The organism is Streptomyces sp. NPDC047072, from assembly GCF_040643855.1.
Taxonomy (GTDB): Bacteria; Actinomycetota; Actinomycetes; order Streptomycetales; family Streptomycetaceae; genus Streptomyces.
Window position 1 is genome coordinate 21600 of sequence record NZ_JBEYVC010000076.1, and the last position, 23595, is coordinate 45194.

The 23595-nt window shown below is 70.7% G+C and carries 26 protein-coding genes and 1 pseudogene; 13 read left to right on the plus strand and 14 right to left on the minus strand.

Going from position 1 to position 23595, the window contains the following annotated elements; genetic code table 11:
- The first annotated feature begins 148 nt into the window (after window positions 1–148).
- The 5 genes from ABZ896_RS28500 (at window position 149) to ABZ896_RS28520 (ending at window position 4339) form a co-directional block, all read left to right on the plus strand.
- Complete coding sequence (locus ABZ896_RS28500) at window positions 149–790, plus strand: hypothetical protein (protein ID WP_360935120.1); 642 nt, start codon at window positions 149–151, stop codon at window positions 788–790.
- Window positions 787–2100 (plus strand): copper resistance protein CopC, encoded by a 1314-nt coding sequence (locus ABZ896_RS28505; RefSeq protein WP_360935123.1) that lies wholly within the window; start codon window positions 787–789, stop codon window positions 2098–2100. The genes ABZ896_RS28500 and ABZ896_RS28505 overlap by 4 nt, the downstream gene beginning before the upstream one ends.
- A gap of 27 nt (window positions 2101–2127) precedes the next feature.
- Window positions 2128–3132, plus strand: coding sequence for a plastocyanin/azurin family copper-binding protein (locus tag ABZ896_RS28510; protein ID WP_360935126.1), 1005 nt, complete (start codon window positions 2128–2130; stop codon window positions 3130–3132).
- 110 nt (window positions 3133–3242) lie between these two features.
- Window positions 3243–3677, plus strand: coding sequence for a hypothetical protein (locus tag ABZ896_RS28515; RefSeq protein ID WP_360935129.1), 435 nt, complete (start codon window positions 3243–3245; stop codon window positions 3675–3677).
- The gene (locus tag ABZ896_RS28520; RefSeq protein ID WP_360935132.1) at window positions 3674–4339 is read left to right on the plus strand and encodes a plastocyanin/azurin family copper-binding protein; all 666 of its coding nucleotides are present in this window, start codon (window positions 3674–3676) and stop codon (window positions 4337–4339) included. Before ABZ896_RS28515 ends, ABZ896_RS28520 begins: the two co-directional genes overlap by 4 nt.
- Before the next feature lie 67 nt (window positions 4340–4406).
- On the opposite strand, the gene ABZ896_RS28525 is transcribed toward ABZ896_RS28520, so the two are convergent.
- On the minus strand, window positions 4407–4910 hold the full coding sequence (locus tag ABZ896_RS28525) for a CGNR zinc finger domain-containing protein (RefSeq protein WP_360935135.1): 504 nt from the start codon (window positions 4908–4910) through the stop codon (window positions 4407–4409).
- Window positions 4911–5020: 110 nt separating this feature from the next.
- Here ABZ896_RS28525 and ABZ896_RS28530 point away from each other — a divergent pair, with 110 nt between their 5' ends.
- Window positions 5021–5380: a VOC family protein gene (locus ABZ896_RS28530; protein ID WP_360935138.1), complete on the plus strand. Its 360-nt coding sequence runs from the start codon at window positions 5021–5023 to the stop codon at window positions 5378–5380.
- A gap of 35 nt (window positions 5381–5415) precedes the next feature.
- Window positions 5416–5808, plus strand: a complete 393-nt coding sequence (locus tag ABZ896_RS28535) for a VOC family protein (protein ID WP_360935141.1) — start codon at window positions 5416–5418, stop codon at window positions 5806–5808.
- A gap of 10 nt (window positions 5809–5818) precedes the next feature.
- Here the strand turns inward: ABZ896_RS28535 and ABZ896_RS28540 are convergent, their stop codons facing one another.
- On the minus strand, window positions 5819–6940 hold the full coding sequence (locus ABZ896_RS28540; protein ID WP_360935144.1) for a dipeptidase: 1122 nt from the start codon (window positions 6938–6940) through the stop codon (window positions 5819–5821).
- 434 nt (window positions 6941–7374) lie between these two features.
- Between ABZ896_RS28540 and ABZ896_RS28545 the strand changes: the two genes are divergently transcribed.
- The gene (locus tag ABZ896_RS28545) at window positions 7375–8229 is read left to right on the plus strand and encodes a helix-turn-helix transcriptional regulator (RefSeq protein ID WP_360935147.1); all 855 of its coding nucleotides are present in this window, start codon (window positions 7375–7377) and stop codon (window positions 8227–8229) included.
- A gap of 223 nt (window positions 8230–8452) precedes the next feature.
- On the plus strand, window positions 8453–8725 hold the full coding sequence (locus ABZ896_RS28550; RefSeq protein ID WP_360935150.1) for a hypothetical protein: 273 nt from the start codon (window positions 8453–8455) through the stop codon (window positions 8723–8725).
- 224 nt (window positions 8726–8949) lie between these two features.
- Here the strand turns inward: ABZ896_RS28550 and ABZ896_RS28555 are convergent, their stop codons facing one another.
- The 4 genes from ABZ896_RS28555 to ABZ896_RS28570 all read right to left on the minus strand — a co-directional run bounded on the left by ABZ896_RS28555 (window position 8950) and on the right by ABZ896_RS28570 (window position 12162).
- Window positions 8950–9225: a DUF397 domain-containing protein gene (locus ABZ896_RS28555; protein WP_360935153.1), complete on the minus strand. Its 276-nt coding sequence runs from the start codon at window positions 9223–9225 to the stop codon at window positions 8950–8952.
- An 89-nt stretch (window positions 9226–9314) separates the two neighbouring features.
- Entirely contained in the window at window positions 9315–10502 is a 1188-nt protein-coding gene (locus ABZ896_RS28560; protein WP_360935156.1) for a dipeptidase, read from the minus strand.
- Window positions 10499–11026 carry a 5-(carboxyamino)imidazole ribonucleotide mutase gene (purE, locus tag ABZ896_RS28565; protein ID WP_360935159.1) on the minus strand — a complete coding sequence of 176 codons (528 nt, stop codon included), beginning with the start codon at window positions 11024–11026 and terminating at the stop codon, window positions 10499–10501. The genes ABZ896_RS28560 and purE overlap by 4 nt, the downstream gene beginning before the upstream one ends.
- Entirely contained in the window at window positions 11023–12162 is a 1140-nt protein-coding gene (locus tag ABZ896_RS28570; RefSeq protein ID WP_360935162.1) for a 5-(carboxyamino)imidazole ribonucleotide synthase, read from the minus strand. Before ABZ896_RS28570 ends, purE begins: the two co-directional genes overlap by 4 nt.
- A gap of 178 nt (window positions 12163–12340) precedes the next feature.
- Here ABZ896_RS28570 and ABZ896_RS28575 point away from each other — a divergent pair, with 178 nt between their 5' ends.
- On the plus strand, window positions 12341–12868 hold the full coding sequence (locus ABZ896_RS28575; protein WP_360935195.1) for a GtrA family protein: 528 nt from the start codon (window positions 12341–12343) through the stop codon (window positions 12866–12868).
- A 54-nt stretch (window positions 12869–12922) separates the two neighbouring features.
- Here the strand turns inward: ABZ896_RS28575 and ABZ896_RS28580 are convergent, their stop codons facing one another.
- On the minus strand, window positions 12923–14200 hold the full coding sequence (locus ABZ896_RS28580; RefSeq protein WP_360935165.1) for an ATP-binding protein: 1278 nt from the start codon (window positions 14198–14200) through the stop codon (window positions 12923–12925).
- Between the two features lie 42 nt (window positions 14201–14242).
- Complete coding sequence (locus tag ABZ896_RS28585) at window positions 14243–14920, minus strand: response regulator transcription factor (protein WP_360935168.1); 678 nt, start codon at window positions 14918–14920, stop codon at window positions 14243–14245.
- A gap of 234 nt (window positions 14921–15154) precedes the next feature.
- Between ABZ896_RS28585 and ABZ896_RS28590 the strand changes: the two genes are divergently transcribed.
- Window positions 15155–16699 (plus strand): oligopeptide:H+ symporter, encoded by a 1545-nt coding sequence (locus ABZ896_RS28590; protein WP_360935171.1) that lies wholly within the window; start codon window positions 15155–15157, stop codon window positions 16697–16699.
- 96 nt (window positions 16700–16795) lie between these two features.
- Here the strand turns inward: ABZ896_RS28590 and ABZ896_RS28595 are convergent, their stop codons facing one another.
- The 6 genes from ABZ896_RS28595 to ABZ896_RS28620 all read right to left on the minus strand — a co-directional run bounded on the left by ABZ896_RS28595 (window position 16796) and on the right by ABZ896_RS28620 (window position 21975).
- A complete protein-coding gene (locus ABZ896_RS28595) occupies window positions 16796–18055 on the minus strand; it encodes a hypothetical protein (RefSeq protein ID WP_360935198.1) in 1260 nt (419 codons plus the stop codon).
- 68 nt (window positions 18056–18123) lie between these two features.
- The gene (locus tag ABZ896_RS28600; RefSeq protein WP_360935174.1) at window positions 18124–19218 is read right to left on the minus strand and encodes a hypothetical protein; all 1095 of its coding nucleotides are present in this window, start codon (window positions 19216–19218) and stop codon (window positions 18124–18126) included.
- Window positions 19215–20036 carry a hypothetical protein gene (locus tag ABZ896_RS28605; RefSeq protein ID WP_360935177.1) on the minus strand — a complete coding sequence of 274 codons (822 nt, stop codon included), beginning with the start codon at window positions 20034–20036 and terminating at the stop codon, window positions 19215–19217. Before ABZ896_RS28605 ends, ABZ896_RS28600 begins: the two co-directional genes overlap by 4 nt.
- A 40-nt stretch (window positions 20037–20076) precedes the next feature.
- Window positions 20077–20760: an LPXTG cell wall anchor domain-containing protein gene (locus tag ABZ896_RS28610; protein ID WP_360935180.1), complete on the minus strand. Its 684-nt coding sequence runs from the start codon at window positions 20758–20760 to the stop codon at window positions 20077–20079.
- Window positions 20761–20885: 125 nt separating this feature from the next.
- Window positions 20886–21368: an ATP-binding protein gene (locus tag ABZ896_RS28615; RefSeq protein WP_360935183.1), complete on the minus strand. Its 483-nt coding sequence runs from the start codon at window positions 21366–21368 to the stop codon at window positions 20886–20888.
- Between the two features lie 229 nt (window positions 21369–21597).
- Window positions 21598–21975 carry an STAS domain-containing protein gene (locus ABZ896_RS28620; RefSeq protein ID WP_360935186.1) on the minus strand — a complete coding sequence of 126 codons (378 nt, stop codon included), beginning with the start codon at window positions 21973–21975 and terminating at the stop codon, window positions 21598–21600.
- A gap of 244 nt (window positions 21976–22219) precedes the next feature.
- Between ABZ896_RS28620 and ABZ896_RS28625 the strand changes: the two genes are divergently transcribed.
- Window positions 22220–23113, plus strand: a complete 894-nt coding sequence (locus ABZ896_RS28625) for an RNA polymerase sigma factor SigF (protein WP_360935189.1) — start codon at window positions 22220–22222, stop codon at window positions 23111–23113.
- Window positions 23114–23300: 187 nt separating this feature from the next.
- A pseudogene (locus ABZ896_RS28630) lies at window positions 23301–23595 on the plus strand (ricin-type beta-trefoil lectin domain protein); the annotation flags it as partial.

Consider the following 23595-nt stretch of genomic DNA (forward strand, 5'->3'; position numbering starts at 1 on the left):
CGTTCTCACAGCCCAAGCACCTGTAAAGGAGAGGTAGGCAACGATCGGTTAACCACCGCGTAGTGACGCGGAATCCGCCCTCCACTCCACTGTTCGTCATTCGCCGCACTCTACGGTCGAATTGACCTGAGCATGTCAGGAGTGAGTCATGCCCTTGTTCCGCAGGGCGGAGGTTCCGCGCGACCACCGCGACGAGGTGGTCGCCGGGGCGCTCGTGGCGGCGGTGGTGATCGTGCTGGGGTACGCGTCGGGCATCGGCGCCCCCGCCGGCACCGCCGAGGCCGCGACGCCCCCGGCCGCGACGCCCGCGACCACGACTCCGCCGGCGGCCACGCCCGGGACGGCGACGGGCCAAGTACCTTCGGGCAGCGGTGAGTTGCCGTCGTACGGCGGGGTCGGCGCGGATGCCGGATACGGCACCGGCGGATACGCGACGGGCGGGTACAGCACCGGTGGGTACGGCACCGGCAGCCAAGGCGCGGTCACCGGTGGCACCGGCACCCTGCCCACCACCCCGGGCGACGGCGGTCACTCCGGCCATACGACGTCCCCGGCGCCGCCCGCCGGGACACCCACCCCGACGCCGTCCCCCACCGACGCCTGCGCGACCGGCGAGGTCAGCCTCGTCCAACCGCTCCTCTCCGCCGTCACCGATCCCGTCTTCGGCCTCCTGAACGGCTCGACCGCGAGCCCGTCCCCGGAGCCCTCCCCCTGCGTCGGCCTCGCGCCCGCCTCCAGCCTCCTGGGCGGACTCCTCGCCCCCTCCCCGCAGCCGGAGGCGACCCCGTGAAGCGTGTCCTGGTGCTGCTCGCCGCCCTCGTCTGCGCTCTGCTCGCCGTCGCTCAACCCGCCGCCGCCCACACCGAGTTGGTGAGTTCCTCGCCCAAGGACGGGGCGCGGTTGGCGAAGGCGCCCGAGCGGCTCACGCTCACCTTCGACGAGGCCGTCGACCTGGCCTCCGTACGTGTGCTGACGGTGGACGGGGACCGGCTGCCGGTGTCGCGGACGGCGCGGAAGAACGTCGTACAGGTCGCGCTCGGCAATCCGGCGGACGGGCGGTTCGCGCTCGTGTGGTCCGTCGTGGACGAGGCGGACGGGCACGCCTCCTCCGGGCGGATCGCCTTCGCAGTCGCCCCCAAGTCCCAGGCCGCCGCGGGGACTTCCTCGACCGGCGGCGACAAGGCCACCGCTCCCGCGCCTTCCCCCTCGGTGCGCAAGGGTCTCGTCGCCGCCCGCTGGACCGGCTACCTCGCGCTCGCCCTGTTCGTCGGCGGACTCGCCTTCCTCACGCTGCTGTGGCCGGACGGGGCGGCCGAACCGCGCGCCCGGCTGCTGCTCGGGCTGGCCTGGACCGGCGGACTGCTCGCGACCGTGGCGACGATCGGCCTCCAGGGCGCCTACGTCTCCTTCGGCGGCCCGCGCGACGCGCTGCGCCCGGCGACGTACGCGGACCTCCTGGCCACCCAGCCCGGCATCGTGCTCGCCTGCCGCGCGCTGATGTGGGTGCTCGCGGCCGTGGTGCTCGCCGCGCTGCTCCAGGGCGGGGCGCGCTCGCCCGGGTGGCGGGCCGGCGCCCTCGCGGTCTCCTTCGGACTGCTGCGCACCACCGGCATGACGGGCCACAACTCCGAGGGCAGCGAGCCCACTTGGGGCGCCGTCGCCGACTTCGTGCACCTGCTCGGGGCCGCGCTGTGGATCGGCGGGCTCGCGATGCTGGCACTGGCGGTGCTGCCGCGCCGGCGGGCCGCGGAGCTGGCCGCGGTGGTGCCGGGTTACTCGAAGCTCGCGGCGGTGAGCGTCACCGGCATCGTCGGCGCCGGGCTGGTGCTCGCGTGGCAGGTCGTGGGGTCGTACGACGCCCTGCTGCACACGTCGTACGGGCATCTGCTGCTGGTCAAGACGGCCGTCCTCGGGGGCGTCCTGGTGGCCGCGTACGCGAGCCGCCAGTGGGTGCGCACCCGCCTCGATCTCGCCGTGCTGCTGCGCGGCGACGCCGCCACCGTGCGGCCCTTCGGTTACTCGGTCGCGGTCGAGACGGGGCTGGTCCTCGTCGTGCTCGCCGTGACGAGTCTGCTGGTCACGGCCGATCCCGGCCGCTGAACTCCCGGAAATACAGAAGGAGTTGTAGTGAGAAGCAAAGACGAGACCGGTGGGCGGCGCAGCAAGTCGCCGGCCGCGAACCGGTCCCTGCTGTTCGCCGGCCTCGGCGCGGCGCTCGCCGCCGTACTCGGACTCGGGCTGCTGAGCGCGGCCACGGGCTCCACGACGGCCTCGCAGCAGGCCGCGGGCGCGGCTCAGGCGCCCGCTGCCGCCGCTGCCGCGATGAAGGCCGCCGCCACGCCGGACTACCAAGTCGACATCATGGGCTACAAGTTCGGCGACGGGAAGCAGCTCGTCGTCGAGGTCGGCCAGACCGTGCAGTGGACCAACCACGACAGCGCGCCGCACACGGTGACCACCACCAAGGCCCCGGTCGCCTTCGACTCGGGGACGCTCCAGCAGGGCGACTCGTGGTCGTACACCTTCACCAAGGTGGGCACCTACGAGTACTACTGCGCGGTGCACCCGGACATGGTGTCCTCCGTGAAGGTCGTCGCGGCCTCGGGCGGTGGCGGCGGCGGTACGACCCCTGCGCCCACCCCGACCGCGACGCCGACCCCGACCCCCACGACCGGTCCTACGGCGACGCCCACGGCCACTCCGACGACCGCTCCTACGGCCTCCCCGACTCCCACGCCGACGGCCACGGGCGGTACCGGTGACGGCGGTTCCGGCGAGCAGTGCACCAGCGTCAAGAACGTGCTGCTGCCGATCCTCCAGCACCTCTACTCGGCCCACCTGGAGGAGTCGCCGGGGCAGCAGGTGCAGGACGCGCTGGCGCTCGACTCGTACCTCAAGATGCACACCGTGTGGATCGAGAGCATCCTCAAGCCGGCGGTGGACGGCGGGAGTTCGGTGGCCGACGACACCCTCACCGTGCTGCTCCAGCACATCTACTCGGCACACCTGGAGGAGTCGCTCGGGCAGCAGGTCACCGATCTGCTGAACCCCGACAGCTACGTGAAGATGCACACCGTCTGGGCCGAGCACCTGCTCACGCCCACCACGGACTTCCTCACCACCAGCTGCTGACGCGGGGGTGGACGCCGTTCCGGCCGAGGCTCAGTCGGCCGGAACGGCGTCCATGGCCCATTCTCCACACCGCCGCCACATTTCGGGAACCGCCTGCCAAGGAGTTCGGGATGACAACCGTCACCCTGCCCACCGTTTCGCCGCCCCGCCCGTTCGCCGAACTCACCGCTTGGTACGGGCCGTTGCCTGTACGGCGCCGTCGTGTCGCCCTTGTCGAGGCGGTGCGGGAGGTGTCGGACGACAGCGCGGAGACGTACCGCCTCGTGTTCGACGGGGGTGCCTTCCGCGCCGCGTTCGTCTCCGACCGGGTGGATGTCGTAGCGCCCGGCGACCGTCTTCAGCTCACCGGTGACCTCACCCTCGACGACTCCCCGTTCCCGGTCCTGTTGCGGCTGCGGATCGTCGACCGGACCGAGGACCGCCTTCTCGCCGTGGGCACGGCCCTTCTGCCCTACCGGCTGCTGCGGCGGGCCACCGGGTTCCGGCTGCCGTTCCGGCTGCCGGCCACGCGGCTTCGGCTGCTGGTCGCGGGGGAGTTCGCATGAAGGCGTTGCGAGGGGCCGCGGTGCTTGTTCTGCTCTTCGTCTGGCTGCTGCCTGCCGGGCAGGCGTCCTCGGCGTCCTACAGCGTGTCCATGCACGGGTACGCGTTCTCGCCGGCGTCGCTCAGTGTGCCCGCGGGGGCGACGGTGACCTGGACGAACCACGACACCGCGCCGCACGACGTGAAGACCACGTCGGGGCCGGTCGCCATCCACTCGCCCATGTTGAGCAAGGGGCAGAGCTGGAGTTTCACGTTCACGGCGGCCGGGTCGTACGGGTACTACTGCACGGTCCATCCGGACATGACGGCGGGGATCGTGGTGCGGGCGGCGGTGGTGGCTGCACCGACGCCGTCGCGGGTGCCGGTGGAGCCGGCGCGGAGCCGGGCGGCGGCTGTACCGAGTCCTCAGCGGACGCCGACGCCGAGTGCGGTGCGGTCGATGCCGGGCATGGAGATGCCGGTGGCTACGCCGACGCCTACGGCCACGCCCACGCCGGCTCCCGCGGTTTCGCCGGTCGTCGTACCGCAGGCGGCCACGCAGACCACGGCGTCCGCTGTTCGGCCCTTGGATCCGTTGCTGGTGTTGACCGGGATCGTCGCGGGGGTTGCCGTGTTGTGTCTGCTGCTGGTGGGGTCTCGGGCGCGGCAGGGGGGTGCCTCTTAGGGTTGGCGGGCGGCTGCGGGTCCGTTGTGGCTGGTCGCGCAGTTCCCCGCGCCCCTAGGTGGGACCACTAACTCTTCGCTCTGTAGCGGCGCATCTTCGCCCTCGCCCCGCAGACCTGCATCGAGCACCAGCGGCCCCTTCCCGCCGGGCTGCGGTCGTAGTACGCCCAGTGGCAGTCCTTGGCCTCGCAGGACTTGAGGCGGGTCCAGGTGCCCTCGATCAGGGACGTGGCGACCGCTGCGGCCACGCGGGAGAGGAGAGGGGCACCGGTCAGCGGGGTCAGGGTGGCCGAGCCGTCCGTGGGCTCGACGCTCACGATCAGCGGCGCCCCCGCCAGCAGCTCTCCCAGCGGCGCGACCTCGCGGTGCGGGGCGTGGCCCGCGTGGGCCAGCAGGGTGGCTCGCAGGGACTCGCGGAGTTCCAGCGCGGCCGGAAGGTCCTCCTGCGTGAGGCCGAAGCGGGCGCGGCCCTCCGGTGTGGCCAGCGCGTCCGCGCCCGACTCCAGGTCAAGCGTGTTGACCAGGGACTGGACCAGGGCCAGGCCCCCGGGCGCGGGCGATCGCTCACTCATGGGTGCACGCTACCTAGCTTGTGATTTCCCTTGCGACGTTACCTCCAGTGCGGGAGTATGCGGTAACGCAGTTACTCGTTGAGTGCTTCTACAGGTAACGGGAGGAAGTCATGGCTCTCGCCAAGCTGGGTGCCGTCGTCCTGGACTGTCCCGACCCCGGTGAGCTGGCCGGGTTCTACGCGCGGGTGCTGGGCGGCACCGTCGAGGCGCAGGACGGGTGGGCGGACCTCACGACCGCCGACGGCAAGGCGCTCGCCTTCCAGGCCGCCGCCGGATTCGTACCGCCGAAGTGGCCCGCGCCGGATGCCTCGCAGCAGTTCCATCTGGACCTGACCGTCGAGGACCTGGACGCGGCGGAGAAGGAGGTGCTGGCGCTCGGCGCGAAGGCGCTGGACACGGACGACCGCTCGCGCTCCTGGCGTGTGTACGCCGACCCGGCGGGGCACCCGTTCTGTCTCTGCGCCTGCTGAAAGCTCTGTGCCCGCCGACACCTGGAGGGTCCGCCGTGACCGTCGCCCGTTTCCGTTCCGTCGTGCTCGACTGCCCCGATCCGCGCGCGCTCGCCGCCTTCTACGCCCAGGTCTGCGGGGGCAGCCCGGAGCGGGAGGACGACGACTGGGTCGTGCTGCGTGTCCCGGACGGGCCGCGGCTCGCCTTCCAGCGCGCCGAGGGCTTCACCCCGCCGGAGTGGCCGCGGGCGGACCGCAACTCCCAGCAGTTCCACATCGACCTCGACGGCGGGACCACCTGGGAGGAGATCGACGCGGCGGAGGAGAAGGTGCTGGCGCTGGGGGCGCGGGTGCTGGACCGGGAGGACTACGAGAAGAAGGACTTCCGGGTGTACGCCGATCCGGCGGGGCATCCCTTCTGCCTCTGCCGGATCGACCCCATCCCGTGAGCCGAGACCGTCAGCCGTCCAGCTCCGCGATCTTCGCCGTGGACGGCTCCCGCCGCTGCTGTGCCGCCCGTGCCGTGAAGTCCGCGCCGCGCAGCACCCGCTGGACGTTGCCCCAGGTCAGCAGCGCGAGGTCCTCCTCGCTCCAGCCGCGGCGGAGCAGTTCGGCGACGAGGTGCGGGTAGCAGGAGGCGTCCCGCAGCTCCTGCGGATGCGCGGTGCCCGCGTCGTACGTGCCGGACAGGCCCACGCACTCGGCGCCGGCGACCTCGCGGACGTGGTCGAGGTGGTCGGCCACGTCCCGGACCGTCGGCCCGGTCTGCTCGGCGGTCAGCGGCACCATGCACAGCCCCTTGGCGGCGCCCATCTCGGCGAGCAGCTCGTCGGGGAGGTTGGCCGGGTGGGGCCGTAGGGCGCGGGCGGCGGAGCGGGTGAAGAGCACCGGCGCCTTGGAGACCGCGAGCGCGCGGCGGGCGGTGTCCTCGGAGGCGCCGGAGAGGTCGGCGAGGACGCCGAGGCGGTTCATCTCGCGCAGCACCTCCTCGCCGAACCGGGTCAGCCCCGCCTCGCTCGCCCAGGTCGCGCCGGAGAGGGTGAGGGCGCGCAGGCCGAGGGCGTGCAGGGAGCGCAGGATGCCGAGGGAGTCGCCGAGCGCGGCGGCGCCCGCGGGGCCGAGGAGGACGGCGATGCGGCCGCAGTTGCGGGCGTCGGTGGTCTGGCCCGCGGTGCAGACCAGGCGCAGGCCCTCGGGGTGGTTGCGGACGACGGTCTTGACCAGGTCGAGCTGTTCCATGGTGGCGCCGACGGCGCGGTCCCCGTCGAGGCCCTCGGGCAGGTGCAGCGACCACAGCAGGGCGCCGACGTGTCCCTCGCGCAGCCGCGGCACGTCGGTGTCGACGGCGCTCTCGCCGAGTTCCAGGTCGAACCAGGGCAGGTGCCTGAGGGCCCAGGGCAGTCCGCTGTAGCCGTCGGCGACGGGGTGCGCGGCGAGGATGGCGTGGGCGCGTTCCAGGGGAGTGGTGCCGGGGTCGGAGACGGGGGCGTACGGCTGCGGGGCCGCCTCGAAGGGGTCGGCGAGGTCGTCGAGTCCGCCGACCTCGGCCGTGGTGTGCAGTTCGTCCTGGAGGTCTGCCATGGCGGGCTCCGTACGTCGTGATCTACGTCGTGATCGCAGTACGGTCACCGTCGCACGGGGTGCGGGGGGCTTCCTGGTGGACGGGGCGTTCGGGGTACGGCTGCCGTACATCACCTCGTGCGTCTTCGTCAGATCATGCAGGACCCGAAGACTCCCGCTCCTCAAACAAGCTCTGTCGCCAATCACTCACCACAAGCACATTTTCCCCTCCCACACCATCATCAAGCAGCGATATTTGCGGCCTACTCTAGACCGGAGCGATTAGCCATGTGTCTTTTGGGTAATCACCCGATTGACGGTATCGGTGCGCGCTCAGCTTGACGCACCCGGCGAAGAGGCGGCAGCAATTCAGTAACGCCGCCTCGCTCGTGGCGATTTCCGATGTGGAGGACTGGCGTCTTCCCACCATCGACCGTCACCAGAAGAGGAGCATCATGCCCACGGCCGTCGACCCGAGCCTGAACCGCCGCAAGCTACGCCTGGCCCTCAAGGCGGCCCGCGACAAACGCGGACTGACCCAGCGGGAGGCCGCGGAGGCACTGGAGTGGTCGCTGTCGAAGATCATCCGCATCGAGGCGGGCACCGTCAGCCTGTCGGTCACGGATCTTCGCGCGCTGCTCCGGGAATACAGGGTCGAAGACCAGGACGTCGTCACCGACTTGGAAGAAGCTGCCCGCGGCAGCAAGGGCCAGTCCTGGTGGACCGAGTACAACGACGTCATCAGCCCGCCGTTCACCCAGTACCTGGGCTACGAGAGCGCGGCGACCAACATCCGGGGTTACCACCCGAGCCTCATTCCCGGGCTCCTCCAGACTGCGGACTACATCACCGCCATCTTCGAGGGCGGCCGCACGCCCGCCAGCATCCAGCGCCGTCTGGACCTCCGCATGGCCCGGCAGGAACGGGCCCTCCAGGAGGACGGACCCGATCTGGAGATGATCCTCGACGAGGCGGCCGTGCGCCGTCAGCTGGGAGGGCCCTCTGTCATGCGCCGTCAGCTGGAGTTCCTCAAGGAGCTGACCACTGAGCACAAGGCCACCCTACGGGTGCTTCCCTTCACGGCGGGGGCCCACGACAGCCTGGACGGAAGCTTCTTCCTCCTGGGCTTCAAGGACGACGAGGACGTGCTCTACAAGGCCGGCCCGGGAAGCGTGGACACGGTTCGCGACGACCGCGCGATCGTCGCCCGTTACCAGGAGTGCTTCGAAGATCTGCGGAGCAAAGCCCTCAGTGAGGAGGACACCTTGAGGATGCTCGACGAACTCATCGAACAGTTGCAGCACACCTGACGCGTACGGCGCGCCATCAGGCCCGGGGGAAGCCATGAGGACGGACAACAGCAGGAACGGGCGTCGCGGCTCCGGGCCGGATGCCGCGAGCACGCGAGGTGACTCCGTGCGTCCTGCTGTCCCGGAACCAGGGTTCGGTCGCGCCCCGCGGAGCGCGGCCCTCGTTCGGGCCGCGCTCGGCGGCCGGGACGCCTGTGCTCGCTTCCTCCTGCTGCACAGGACGGTGGCCGACAACAACATGCGGCGTCGGCACGCGCACGTGGACGACGTCCTACGTGTCCTGCGCACCATCGCGGCATTGCTGCTGTTCTTCTCCGCGTCCTCCGCCCTGGTGGCCTATGCCGGCATCAGGATGGGCGTGGCCCCGGAAATCTGCTGGATCGGCAGTGTGGGAAGCGGGCCGGTACTCGTGCGGAGCTTCATCAGACTCTTCGACTCGGTGCGTCCTTCGCTGCCGGCGGCGCCAGAAGACCGATCGTCCATCGACGGGCCTTAGCTGGTGACTGCGCCCACCACCACCCCGCGGCGGCGGCCACTGCAACCAGTACCGTCAGCCAGGTCGCCAACCGTACCCACGGGCTTCCCCCCAGCAAGGACGCCGCCGCCCCGGCGGCGGAGGCGAACACGCCAGCCACCAGGCAGTACCCGAGAACACCGGGCTCCCTGGTCTTCGACTGTCCAACATGCTGAGCGTTCATCGTCCGTCCGGCTGGATCCGAGTCACCCATGGTCCTGCTCGGCGCCGTACGAGGTCAAGAACATCGGCAGTGCCGAGCGCCAGGAAGCAGGGGCGAAGGACAACATGGCCGACTCCGGACACTTGGAATCACGCACCCGCACCTGACCGGACGACACTGCGATCTCACAGCAATTGCCCTCGCCGTCCCCGGTGTAGCTGCTCTTCCACCACACGACCGCATCTCGACCCCCAGCCAACGCCGCCCCCTCTCCTCCATGGAGATGCCACGTCCTGGACCCTGTGGAAGGTCTACCCATGACGGCGGACGTTCAACAGGGAACCTCCTCGCCCACCCTCCCGCCCACCGCCCATGCGCAGTGCATCGGCCAAGATCGGTCCGGGTCCGTCAGCCGTCCAGCGACTCCAGCGTCGCGTTCGACGGCCCCCGCGTCGCCTGAAGATCCCGGGCCACGTCCTCCGCCGCGCCCAGCACCCGTACCGCGTTCCGCCAGGTCAGCTTGGCGAGGTCGGGCCTCGACCAGCCGCGGTCCAGGAGTTCGGCGATGAGGTTGGGGTAGCCGGAGACGTCGGTGAGGCCGTCGGGGGTGAAGGCCGTGCCGTCGTAGTCGCCGCCGATGCCCAGGTGGTCGATGCCCGCCACCTCGCGCATGTGGTCCAGGTGGTCGGCGACGGTCGCGACCGTGGCGGCCGGGCGCGGGGTGCGCTCCTCGAAGGCGCGGTGCACCTTCATCGCCTCGGGCGTGGTCTCCAGGTGGTGGAAGCCGTGCGCGCGCATGTTCTCGTCGGCCGCGGCCGTCCAGTCGACGGCGGCCTGGAGCACGAACTTCGGCACGAACGTCACCATCGCCATGCCGCCGTTGGCCGGCAGGCGTTCCAGGACGTCGTCCGGGATGTTGCGCGGGTGGTCGCACACCGCCCGGGACGAGGAGTGCGAGAAGATCACCGGCGCCGTGGAGGTGTCCAGGGCGTCCCGCATGGTCGTCGCCGCCACGTGCGAGAGGTCCACGAGCATGCCCTCGCGGTTCATCTCCCGCACCACCTCACGGCCGAAGGCCGACAGGCCGCCGACACCGGGTTCGTCGGTCGCGGAGTCCGCCCAGTCGTTGTTGTCGTTGTGGGTGAGCGTCATATAACGCACCCCGAGCGTGTACAACGCGCGTAGCGTCGCAAGGGAGTTGGCGATCGAGTGCCCGCCCTCGGCCCCCATGAGAGAGGCGATACGGCCCTCCGCGCGCGCCGCCTCCATGTCGGCGGCGGTCAGCGCGGGCCGGAGGGTGTCGGCGTACCGCGCCTGCAACTGCCGTACGCAGTCGATCTGCTCCAGGGTCGCCGGCACCGCGTCGGGCAGGTCCGAGCGGACGTACACCGACCAGTACTGCGCGCCTACGCCACCGGCCCGCAGCCGGGCCAGGTCGGTGTGCAGATGGGCGCTCTGGTCGACGGCGATGTCCCGGGCGTCGAGGTCGTAGCGGACCTGCTGGCGCAGTGCCCAGGGCAGGTCGTTGTGCCCGTCGACGACCGGGAACTCGGCGAGCAGTTCCCGGGCGGTCTCCAGTGCGCTCACGGCCGTCACTTCCCGAAGCCGAAGCCGCCGTTCCCGGCCCCCTCGACCTTGGCGCGCAGCCGCTTGCCCTTGTCGGTCGCCTGGTCGTTCAGCTCCTGCTGGAAGTCCTTCATCCGGCCGAGGAGCTCGTCGTCCTGGGTGGCGAGGATCCTGGCCGCGAGCAGCCCCGCGTTGCGGGCCCCGGCGACGGAGACGGTCGCGACCGGGACGCCGGCCGGCATCTGCACGATGGACAGCAGCGAGTCCATGCCGTCGAGGTACTTCAGCGGGACCGGAACGCCGATGACGGGGAGGGGGGTGACGGAGGCGAGCATGCCCGGGAGGTGGGCGGCGCCCCCGGCCCCGGCGATGATCACCTTCAGTCCGCGCTCCGCCGCCTGCTCGCCGTACGCGATCATCTCGCGCGGCATCCGGTGCGCGGAGACCACGTCGACCTCGTACGCGACCTCGAACTCGTCGAGGGCCTGCGCGGCGGCCTCCATGACGGGCCAGTCGGAGTCCGACCCCATGACGATGCCTACAACGGGGCTCATTCTGTGATCGTGCCTCTCAGGTAGCCGGCTGCGTGACGTGCGCGGTCGAGAACGTCGTCCAGGTCGTCGCCGTAGGTGTTGACGTGGCCGACCTTGCGGCCGGGCTTCACGTCCTTGCCGTACATGTGGATCTTCAGCTTGGGGTCGCGGGCCATGCAGTGCAGGTACGCGGAGTACATGTCGGGGAAGTCGCCGCCGAGGACGTTGACCATGACGGTCCACTTCGCGCGGGGGCGCGGGTCGCCGAGCGGGAGGTCGAGGACGGCCCGGACGTGGTTGGCGAACTGCGAGGTGATCGCGCCGTCCATCGACCAGTGGCCCGAGTTGTGCGGGCGCATCGCGAGTTCGTTGACGAGGATGCGGCCGTCTCGGGTCTGGAACAGCTCGACGGCGAGGTGGCCGACGACGTCCAGTTCCTTGGCGATCGACAGGGCCATCTCCTCGGCCCGCAGGGCGAGGGACTCGTCCAGGTCCGGGGCGGGCGCGATGACCGTGTCGCAGACGCCGTTGACCTGCTGGGACTCCACGACCGGGTAGGCGACGGCCTGGCCGTGCGGCGAGCGGACGACGTTGGCGGCCAGTTCGCGGACGTAGTCGACCTTCTCCTCGGCGAGGACGGGCACACCGGCCCGGAAGGGGTCGGCGGCCTCCTCGGCGGAGTCGACGACCCACACGCCCTTGCCGTCGTAGCCGCCGCGGACTGTTTTCAGCACGACGGGGAACCCGTCCCCCTCGGCCGCGAACGCGGCGACGTCCGCCGGATCGCTCACGATCCGGTGCCGGGGGCACGGCACACCGATCTCCGAGAGCCGCGCGCGCATCACGCCCTTGTCCTGGGCGTGCACGAGCGCGTCGGGCCCCGGGCGGACCGGGATGCCGTCCGCCTCCAGCGCACGGAGGTGCTCGGTGGGAACGTGTTCATGATCGAAAGTGATCACATCGCACCCCCGCGCGAAGTCACGCAGCGTGTCGAGATCGCGGTAGTCGCCGATGACGACATCGCTCACGACCTGCGCCGCGGAGTCCTGGGGGGTGTCACTGAGAAGCTTGAAACGGATGCCGAGCGGGATGCCCGCCTCGTGTGTCATACGAGCGAGCTGCCCCCCGCCGACCATGCCGACTACCGGGAACGTCACGCCCCAAGAGTATCGGCCGCGCCGGAGCGGCCGGATTCCGCTCCTCTTACCGGTCCTCTTACCAGCTTGTTTCCCGCTCTGTGAGCCCATCCACAGGCAACCGACAAGGGGGGTGGTTAGCATGGCTGAGTTGACGGATCCGTCGACCGACGCCAACCGACCGGGGGCCTGTACGACCATGGGACATGGTTCCTCAGCGCTGCGCAGGATCATCCGCGAGGCCGCGAAGTTCGGGGCGGTCGGCGGAGCGGGTCTCCTCGTCAACCTCGCCGTCTTCAATCTCGTCCGGCATCTGACCGAGCTGCCGGTGGTCCGCGCGAGCATCGTGGCCACGATCGTGGCGATCGTCTTCAACTACATCGGCTTCCGGTACTTCACGTACCGCGACCGCGACAAGAGCGGCCGCACCAAGGAACTGACGCTGTTCCTGCTGTTCAGCGCGGTCGGCCTGGTCATCGAGAACGGCCTGCTCTACGCCGCCACGTACGGCTTCGGCTGGGACAGCCCGATCCAGAGCAACGTCTTCAAGTTCGTCGGCATCGGCATAGCGACCCTGTTCCGCTTCTGGTCGTACCGCACGTGGGTCTTCAAGACCCTGCCGGCGAAGGAGGCGGTGGCCAGCGCCGAGTCCTTCGTGAAGGAGGCGGAGGCGGAGCAGGCGGCGGTGACGAAGCCGAGGTCGCCGTCAAAGCAAAGGGTGAGCTGAATTTTTTAGGGGCGCGGGGAACTGCGCGACCAGCCCCCACCGGCCCGCACCCGACTACCGAACCGTAGGCTCGTCGTCTTCCAACACGGCCGCCTTCTTCACCGGCGTCCTGGACAGGAACAACCCGAAGACCGGCGGCTGGGCCTGCAACATCTCCAACCGCCCCCCATCGGCCTCGGCAAGATCCCGGGCGACGGCAAGACCGATACCGGTGGAGTTACGGCCACTGATGGTCCGCTCGAAAATCCGCGCCCCGAGATCCGCAGGCACCCCGGGCCCCTCGTCCGTGACCTCGATGACCGCCTGATTCCCGGTGACCCGGGTCCGCAGTGCCACGGTCCCCCCACCGTGCATGAGGGAGTTCTCGATCAGCGCGGCCAGGACCTGGGCGACAGCCCCCGGCGTCCCGACCGCCGTCAGATGCCGCTTCCCGGAGCTGACGATCGCCCGCCCCGCACTGCGATAGGCCGGCCGCCACTCCGCGAGCTGCTGCTGGATGACCTCGTCGAGCTCGAAGGTGACGGCGTTGCCGGCGCGTGGATCGCGGGAGTTCGTCAGGAGCCGCTCGACGACGTCCGTCAACCGCTCCACCTGCGTGAGCGCGACGTTCGCCTCCTCCTTCACCGTGTCCGGGTCGTCGGTGAGGGTGATCTCCTCCAGCCGCATGGACAGCGCGGTCAGCGGCGTACGCAGCTGGTGGGAGGCGTCCGCGGCCAGCCGCCGTTCCGCCGTGAGCATGCGGGCGATGCGCTCGGCGGAGGAGTCCAGGACGTCGGCGACCCGGTCCAGCTCGGGGACGCCGTAGCGCTTGTGGCGGGGCCGCGGGTCCCCGGAGCCGAGGCGTTCCGCGGTCTCCGCGAGGTCGGTGAGCGGCGAGGCCAGCTTGTTGGCCTGCCGGATGGCGAGCAGCACCGCGGCGATCACCGCGAGCAGCGCCACCAGGCCGATGATGAGCAGGGTCCGGCCGACCTCGCGGGTCACCGAGGAGCGCGGTTCCTCGACGGTGACCGTCTCGCCCTCCTCGCCCTCCTCGGTGGAGCTGATGACCTCGCCGGAGGGCTTGGTGCCGACCTCGATCGGGTCCTGACCGGGGATGCGGATCACGGCGTACCGTTCCTGCGCGACCTGGTCGCGCAGGATGTCGGCGCTCACGTTCTCCGCGGCGAAGAGCCGGCTGTCCACGATCCCGGCCAGCCGGATCGCCTCGGAGTCGACCCGCTCCTGGGCGCTGTTGCTGATGGTGCGGGTCTCGACGATGACGAGGGACACGCCGAAGACGGCGATCACCACGAGCACGACGGCGAGCGTGGACTGGATCAGTCGACGGCGCATGTCCTCTTACCTGCTAGACGGGACCCCGCGGATACCCAGGGTTCAGCTCTTCTCGAAGCGGAAGCCCACGCCTCGTACCGTGGCGATGTACCGCGGGTTGGCCGCGTCGTCGCCCAGCTTCTTGCGCAGCCACGAGATGTGCATGTCGAGCGTCTTGGTGGAGGACCACCACGTGGTGTCCCAGACCTCGCGCATCAGCTGGTCGCGGGTGACGACCCGGCCCGCGTCCCGCACCAGGACCCGCAGCAGGTCGAACTCCTTGGCGGTGAGCTGGAGTTCCTCGTCGCCCATCCAGGCGCGGTGGGACTCGACGTCGATCCGCACGCCGTGCGTGGCCGGCGGCTGCGAGGGCTCGGCGGCACCGCGCCGCAGCAGCGCCCGGACCCGGGCGAGCAGCTCGGCGAGCCGGAAGGGCTTGGTGACGTAGTCGTCGGCGCCCGCGTCGAGTCCGACGACGGTGTCCACCTCGTCGGCGCGCGCGGTCAGGATGAGGATCGGTACGGCGTGGCCCTCGGCGCGCAGCCTGCGGGCCACCTCCAGGCCGTCCATGCCGGGCAGACCCAGGTCGAGCACGACCAGGTCGATGCCTCCCTGCATTCCGGCGTCGAGTGCGGTGGGACCGTCCTCCCGCACCTCGACCTCATACCCTTCCCGGCGCAGTGCGCGGGCCAGCGGCTCCGAAATGGACGCATCGTCCTCGGCGAGCAGTACACGGGTCATAGAGGTGATGGTAGACCGCTCTTGACAGAACGAAGAGTGTGATCGGCACGCTGCGGTTCTTACCTTTGGGCACCTTATGGCGAACCTGTGAATTACATCATTGAAGTGCGCAGGAGCCTTGGAAATGGGGTGTACGGTTCCCCAGTCGCCTGTGATTCGTGTCTCAAGTCCTTCCTTTTCGGTCGTTGCCCTGCCGTATGGTGATTTGCGCACCCGATCAGCAAGGAACACACGATGGCGTCCAGCCTGACGAAGGACCCGGTGACCCCGGGTACCCCCGGGACCGACAGGACCTTCCTCGGCCATCCCCTCGGACTGGCCGTCCTCTTCATGACCGAGATGTGGGAGCGGTTCTCCTACTACGGCATGAAGGCCCTGCTCACCGTCTACCTGCTCTCCGGCGGACCCGACGCCGGCAAGGGCAGCATGGGCGGCGGCCTCGCGATGGACGCGGCGACCACCACCGTGATCGTCTCCGTCTACTCGGCGATGGTCTATCTCCTCGCCATGCCCGGCGGCTGGCTCGGCGACCGCGTCTGGGGGCCGCGCAAGACGGTCACCATCGCCGCGGTCACGATCATGGCCGGCCACCTCACGCTGGCGGTGCCCGGCGGACAGGCGCCGTTCTTCGCGGGCCTGGCCCTGGTCGCGGCCGGTTCCGGCCTGCTCAAGGCCAACATCTCCACGATGGTCGGCCACCTCTACGACGGCCCGGACGACCCGCGCCGCGACGGCGGCTTCACCGTCTTCTACATGGGCATCAACGCGGGCGCCTTCTTCGCCCCGCTGGCCATCGGCACCGTCGGCCAGGAGATCAGCTGGCACCTCGGCTTCGGTCTGGCCGCGGTCGGCATGGCGATCGGACTGGCCGCGTTCCTGCTCGGCACCCGCACGCTCAACCCGCGCAGCAGCGTCGTCCCGAAGCCGCTCGCCGCCGAGGAGCGCGCCGCCTGGCTGCGCAAGGGCCTGCTCTGGGTGATCGCCGCGACCGTCTTCTACGGCGTCGTCGGCTGGACCGGTCACTTCACGCTGAACTGGGCGATGATCCCGCTCACCGTCATCGGCCTGGTCGTCCCGGCGGGTGTGCTGCTGCGCATCAAGCGGGACAAGGAGCTGTCGGTCGCCGAGCAGTCGAAGATGTCCGGCTACATCTGGTTCTTCGTCGCGGCCGCCGTGTTCTGGATGATCTACGACCAGGGCGCGTCCACGGTCCAGGCGTTCGGCTCGAACGACCAGAAGACGGCCGGCTCGCTGCTCGGCTTCGACTTCCCGACCTCGTGGTACCAGTCGCTGAACCCGCTGTTCGTCATGGCGTTGGCCCCGGTCTTCGCCTGGCTGTGGGTGTGGCTGAACCGCAGGGGCAAGGAGCCCAGCACGGTCGTGAAGTTCGCGATGGGCCTGGTCCTGGTCGGCGTCTCGTTCTTCTTCTTCCTGATCCCGATCGCCATGGCGGCGAACGGCACGGCGGTCAGCCCGATGTGGCTGGTGGGCATCTACTTCATCCAGACCGTGGGTGAGCTGTGCCTGTCGCCGGTGGGGTTGTCGGTGACGACGAAGATGGCTCCCGCGAAGTACGCGTCCCAGATGATGGGCGTCTGGTTCCTCGCGGTCACCGCGGGCGACTCGATCACGAGCCTGCTGTCCAACCCGGCGATCGCGGGGGTCGACCTCAGCGGGACGCCGGCGGTCTTCGGCGAGGCGGCGCTCGCCGCTCTCGCGGGGTTCGCCGTGTGGAGGTACCGGCGCAAGGTCAAGTCCCTGATGGGGGACGTTCACTAGCGTTGACATGAAAGACAGGGCCGCCGCGATCCAGGTGATTGCGGCGGCCCTGTCGGTTCCCGGACCGTGCGCGGTTCCCCGCGCCCCTGAGGGTGATTACCGTGCCCTCCTCCCAGGCATGAACGTGAACACCGCCCCGCCCAGCAGCACCGCGGTCCCGGCCACCAACCCCAGTGCCTTCAGGGCCGCGTGGTCGTCCGAGCCCGTCGCCGCGAGACCTCCGGACGTGCTGGACGAGCCGCCCGAACCCGACGTACCGCCGGACGCGCCGCCCTCCTGCTCCTCCGTGGTCAGGGTGAGGGAGACCTCCGTCTTGTCCGGCTTGCAGGTCGTGGTCGTGCCGAGGGCCTCGATCGTCAACACGCCCGGGGACAGCGTCGATTCACCCGTCGCCCCCGGCTTGTACGTGCCCGTCATGTCGGGGATCTCGATCGGGTCGCCGGACTTGATGGCCTCGGAGTTCTTCGGCCCCTCCACATGGACCGAACCGGTGTCCGCGCCGCCGAGGACGACCTCCATGGACGGCTTCACCGAGTCCGCGGGGATGTCGGCGGGGCTGTCCATCGGCGAGTTCTTGAACTGCACGGTGATGGCGTAACTCCCGCCGTCCTTCTTGGCGTTGACCTGGATCGTGGAGGTCGCCTTCTTCTCGCCGATGGGCGACTGGCAGGTGTACGGGATGTCGACGGCCTTGCCCGTGAAGTCGGTCTGCCCGTCGTCACCGGACTCCGTGGCGCTCGGGGTGTCACTGGGCGTGTCGGTCGGCGTACCGGTGTCCGTCGGCGTCGCACTGTCCGTCGGATCCGGCGACCCGGTCCCGGTGTCGGTGTCGGTCGGCGTCGGGCTCGAAGTCCCGTCCCCCGCACCGACGTTGATCGTCGCTCCGGTCGGCACGGTCTCGGTCGGCGTGCACACCGTGTTCGTACCGAGGGCGTTGACGGTGTACGGGCCCGGCGTGAGCGTCACCGAGCCGGCCGCCGTCAGCTTCAGCGTGCCCTTCATGTCGGACAGCACCATCGCGCCGCCCTTGGGGATGGCGGGGTTCTCGCGCGGCCCCGTCATGGCGATGTCGGCGGTCTGCGCGCCGGCCGCCTTGAGGGTGCCGGTCGGCTGGACCGAGTTCGCGGGCAGGTCGATGATGTCGGGGTTCTTGGAGGCGGCCTGCGTGAACTTCCACACGACCTGCACCTCGTCGCCGACCTTCGCGGTGGCCGGTGCGGTGATCTCGACCTTGGTGGTCCCATTGACGGGGTCGAGGCCGACGCCCGCGGGCGGTACGCAGCGGGTCGCGAACGACACCTCGGCGGCCTGCGCGGGCCCCGCGGTGACACCCAGCAGGACCCCTGCCCCGCCCAGGACCAGCGCGCAGGTCGCGGCCCCCGCTCTTCTCGGCCCGGTGGCCGGTGTGACTCTCCTTCGCTTGCTCACGTGGATCCCTTCGTGGTGGGAGTCGTGGGACTCGTCGGGCTGTCGTCGTGGTGCGGTGCGGAGAGCCGACCGGCCGCGGCGCCCGGATCGGCGTCCGGGGTGAACCACGGCAGAGTCGAAGCGGGTGTGGCCGCGTGGGCGGCCGTGGAGGGTTTGAGACCGGGCAGCCGGCGGGCGAACGCCGGGACGGGCAGGCTGAGTCCGCGGTGCCGGACGCCGCCGGCCGGGCGCGGCCGGACCCGGTCGACCACCGCCATGCCGAGGCGGAAGAGCGCCGCCGGCACGACCAGGCAGACCAGGATCCAGAACAGGGTCACGCCCCAGGGCCGGCCCACGTCCCAGGGCCGCTCGGCGAGGACCTTGCCGCCGTACTTGAGGGAGACCGTGTAGTCGCCGTGCGCGCCGGCCGACAGCTCGACCGGCAGTCTGATCTGCGCCCGCTTGCCGGGCTCGACGGTGCCGCGCCACTGCTGGTCGTCCCACTGCGGGGCGAACACGCCGTGCGCGGTGCCGACTTGGAAGACCGGGTCCTTCACGGCGGAGGTGCCGATGTTGCCGATGGTGAGGACGAGGGTGCGGGCGGGCGGTGCGCCGAACCAGGTCAACAGGCCGCCGGAGCCGTCGAGTCGGGTGTCGGTGAGGACGGAGAGCCGGCCGTCGCCGGTCTGCGCGGGCAGCGGCTCCACGGCGTGCCCGGCCACCTGGAAGATGACGTCCGCCTCGGCCTTGGCGCCGGTGACGGTCGCCACGTGCACCACGCACGGACAGGGCACCGGCGGTTCGGCGACCGGGAGTTGCCTGCTGAAGCGGCCGTCGGCGCCGGTGGTGGTGGCCCGGCCGTCCGCGTTGGCACAGGAGTTGGTGCCGCCGGGCACCCCGCGCGAGGGCACCGCCTGTCCGCAGATCAGGATCATCAGCAGGGTCTTCGGCCGCCAGCCGCTGCCGGTCACGGTGATCGAACCCCCGGTCCCCGCCTGGGACTTGGACACCTTCACGGTCGGCCCGTCCGCCGCCGCGGCGCCCCCCGCGAAGAGCGCCGACACCAGCGCCAGCACCACCGCGAGCACCGCGATCCGCCCCTTGCCGCTCACGTCGTCGCTCCCGTCAACTCGGCCTGCGCGCCCGGGGATCCGGGCACGCCGTCGGGCGTACGGCGCCGACGTCGTCGTACGGCGAGAAGCGCGCCGGCGGCCGCCACCGCCGCGAGTCCCGCCACCGCGTTCCAAGGCACGAACCGTGCCTCGGTCCGGGCCGTGTCGCGGGCGCCGCCCGCCGCCGTCACCGTCAGCCGTACGTCGACCACGTCCAGGGCGGGCCGGTCGGCCCAGGGTTCGGTGAGGTGCAGGCGGCCGCCCGGCGGGACGCCGGTCCGCAGGAGGCGCGGGGCGCGGTCGAGGACCCGGCCGAACAGGCCGTCGGCGCGCACGGCGAGCGTCGGCACCAGGGCGGTCGTGCCGCGGTTGACCACGTCGTACGTGATGCGGTCGCCGCGGACGGTCACGTGCTCGACGGTCAGCGCGGCCAACTCCGGTGTGGACGGGCGCAGTCGGAGGCCGACGTGCCGGGTGCGGCCGTCGGTGTCGCGGGCGGTGATGCCGGCCGTGCGGTCGCCGTCCGGGACGCGCACCGTGAAGGGGACGTCGGCGCGGGTGCGGGCGGGGACGGTCACGGCGGCGCGCGCGAAGACGGCACCGGACAGCCGTACGGTGACCGGTTTCCCGCCCCGGTTCGTCACGGACACCGTGTCCTCGACGACCGTCCCGGGCGCGCCCTCGACGTAGAAGGACGGCCGGCCGCCGCCCGCGGGCGCGAGGGACCACCCGTCGGCGGCGAGGGCCGTGGGGACGGGCGCGCCCACGGCGAGGACGGCCAGGGCGAGGACGGCGGGGACCCGTGCGGCTGACGACATCGGCGGCTCCGGCTGTCGTAGAACGGCTGTCGTGGAACGCTCAGTGCCGGACGCGGCCCGTCTGGTGACGGCGGCTCAGCCAGAGCGCGCCGGCCGCGCCCGCGAGGAGCACCGTGCCGCCGAGCGTGCCGAGGGCGATCGCGGAGTCCGCGGGGCCGGTCTGCGGGAGTTCGGCGCCGGTGTCGTTCTCGGTCGTGGTGCCGCCCGAGCCGCCCGCTGCGGTGACGTCCAGGGTCAGGGACGGGCCCGGACTGTTCGTCGGTGTGCAGGTGGTCGTCGTACCGAGCGCCTTGATGGTGAGCACGCCCGCCGTGAAGGTGACCTTGCCGGTCTTCTTCGGGGTGTACGTGCCCGTCAAGTCATTGATCTTGATGGGGGTGTTGGCGGGCACCACCGCCTGGTTGGCGGGCCCGGTCACGGTCAGGGTGCCGTTGTCGGCACCGCCCAGCTTCACGGTGGCGCTCGGGTTCATCGCCCCCTTGCCCAGGTCGACCGGGCTGGAGGAGACGCCCTTCTGCCAGGACATCGTGATCTTGTAGCCGCTGCCGCTCTTCACGCCCTTGATGTCGATCGGCGACACCGCGCTCTTGTCCCCGATCGGCGTCTTGCAGGCGTAGTTGACGTTCACGACCTCGGCCTGCGCAAGGGGCGCGGACAGCACCACCACCGCCCCGGCCAGAGCCCCGGCGGACACGAGCGCGACGGTTCGCTTCGGGTACGACACGGCGCTCCACCTCATTTCCTGACGGCACATCAGATCGGCCGTCAAGGTACGCCGCACCCCTGAAGGAAGGAAGACAAAGGAAGTGGCGGAACGGTGAGGCTTCTTGAACGGGTGCGCCCAACTCGTCAGGCCGGTGCGCCCAACTCCGCCCACACGGTCTTGCCCGCGACCCCGGGCAGCCGTACGACTCCCCAGTCCAGGCACAGCCGCTGCACGATGAACATGCCGTGCCCGCCGGGCCGTCCCGCCCGATGGGGGGTGCGCGGGGCCGGCTGGCCCGTGCCGCGGTCCGAGACCTCCACCCGGATCACCTTGTTGTCGCAGCTGATCGCCAACTCGTCCGGGCCCTCGGCATGCAGACACGCGTTGGTCACCAACTCGGAGACCACCAGCAGCACATCCTCCGCCGCGGCCCGCCGGTCCGCGGTCGCCGCCGGCAGCCAGCCCCACGCGTACAACGCCTGCCGGGCGAAGTCACGCGCGAGCGGAACGACCCCGCTCGCCCCCTCGAAGCCGAGCCGGCGAACCTGCCCCCCGGCCGACGCCTCAGCGGCGGCGTCCTGCTCCGGGTCACGGTCGCCCGGCGAGTAGGGCCGGGTGGTGCTCATCAGCGCTTCACCTCACCGCTTCACCGGTTCACGATTCACAAGGTCACTGCAGGGCCGTTCACCACGCAGTCGGTACGGATGTCTCCTGCCCGGGCGGACCGGCAGAACACCCCCGTATTCGGGACGTATGTCCGGCGGCCGGGCGTGACGCCCGGTAACCGCCGGTCACTCAGGGACGAGCGGGGCACGCGCGTGGGCACCATCCGGGGCCGTCCGCCGGGCCGCCGGCTCAGCCGGTCTCGTCGGCCAGGGCGGCGGCCAGCGTCTCGTGGACCGTGAAGACGGCGTCCGCCCCGGTGATCTCGAAGACCCGCGCCACCACCGGCAGCATCCCCGCCAGATGGACCCCGCCCCCGGCCGCCTCGGCCTTCAGGCGCGCCCCCAGGAGGACGTTCAGCCCGGTGGAGTCGCAGAACTCCAGCCGTGAGCAGTCGACGACGAGCCGGCTCTTTCCCTTGGCGAGGCAGTCCTCGAGTGGCTCACGCAACAGATCCGCGGTGTGGTGATCCAACTCACCCGCCGGGGTCACCACTGCGCTGGAGCCCTCTTCCCGCACCTCGACCAGAAGCCGGCCAGACTGTGCGCTGCCGACCGTCCCGCGGTCCATGCCGTCTCTCTCTCCCGACGTCGTGGCTGCCCTGCTGACTGACGCCCTCGAACACTACGCCTTCTCCACACCCTCCGACACCCGAACAACCGCACACAAACAGACATAAGTGCACATAACGCACTTGCGATCGCCCTGGGACACCGGGTAGGGCTAGTAGAGACACGTACTCGACCACGGCCGGCTTTGGAGGCGCCGCACACCGCAGTGCACGCACGGCTTCGGCAGCCATATGCCGAGAACGATGGAGGACATCATGTCACCCCGGCTCGACGCATCGCATACCCCGCAGGCGACGTCGACACCCCTTCCGGAACACAGTGACCTGGATCCGCTCGCCGGTCTCCCGGAGATTCCCCCCTACGACGAGGTGGGGCCCGTCGACGCACGAGCCCTGTCCAAGACCCTCTTCGAGCGGCTGGAGTCGCTGGAGGAGGGGACGTACGAGTACTCGTACGTCCGCAACACGCTCGTCGAACTGAACCTCGCCCTGGTCAAGTTCGCCGCCTCCCGGTTCCGCTCCCGCAGCGAGCCGATGGAGGACATCATCCAGGTCGGCACGATCGGCCTGATCAAGGCGATCGACCGCTTCGAGCTCTCGCGCGGTGTGGAGTTCCCCACGTTCGCGATGCCGACCATCGTCGGCGAGATCAAGCGCTTCTTCCGTGACACCTCCTGGTCCGTGCGCGTCCCGCGCCGGCTGCAGGAGCTGCGGCTCGACCTGGCCAAGGCCGGGGACGAGCTGGCCCAGAAGCTCGACCGCGCCCCCACCGTGGCCGAGCTCGCCGAGCGCCTGCAGCTGTCGAAGGACGAGGTCGTCGAGGGCATGGCCGCGTCCAACGCGTACACCGCCTCCTCGCTGGACGCCCAGCCCGAGGAGGACGACTCCGAGGGCGCGCTGGCCGACCGGATCGGCTACGAGGACCACGGCATCGAGGGCATCGAGTACGTGGAGTCGCTCAAGCCGCTGATCGCCGAGCTGCCCTCCCGGGACCGCCAGATCCTCTCGCTGCGCTTCGTGGCGGGCCTGACCCAGTCGGAGATCGGCGACGAACTCGGCATCTCGCAGATGCATGTGTCCCGGCTGCTGTCGCGGACGCTGGTGCGGCTGCGGAAGGGTCTGACGGTCGAGGAGTGACGCTCTCGGCGCTCTCGGCGCTCACGGCCATGTGACCTGCGGGTGTGCCCGGGGCCCGGTGGGGCTCCGGGCACAGGCGTGTCCACAGCCTCTTCCGTTACTCCGAGAAACCCTTTCACCCACGCTTCTCTTACCCCACTATGGTCCCTCACAGACTGGCCGGTACGTCAGAAAGAGGTGGGTGCGCATGGCTCGGGACGCGGTGCACACCGATGCGTCCGACGCCCGGCTGACCGACCTGCTGCGCGCCGACCCGGTCACCGCCTACCAGGCGCTGCTGGAGCTGCGGGCCCGTCACCAGCCGTCCGTGCTGGCCTACACGCGCGCGTGCACGACCGGTGAGGCCACCGCGCGGCAGCTCGCCGCGCAGGTCTTCACGCTCGCCGCCCGGGAGACGGCCCGCGGGATCGACCCGGGCGTCCCCTGGCGCCACCGCCTGCTGCTGCTCGTCCTGTCCGACTGGGCCGAGGTGCGCGGGTACG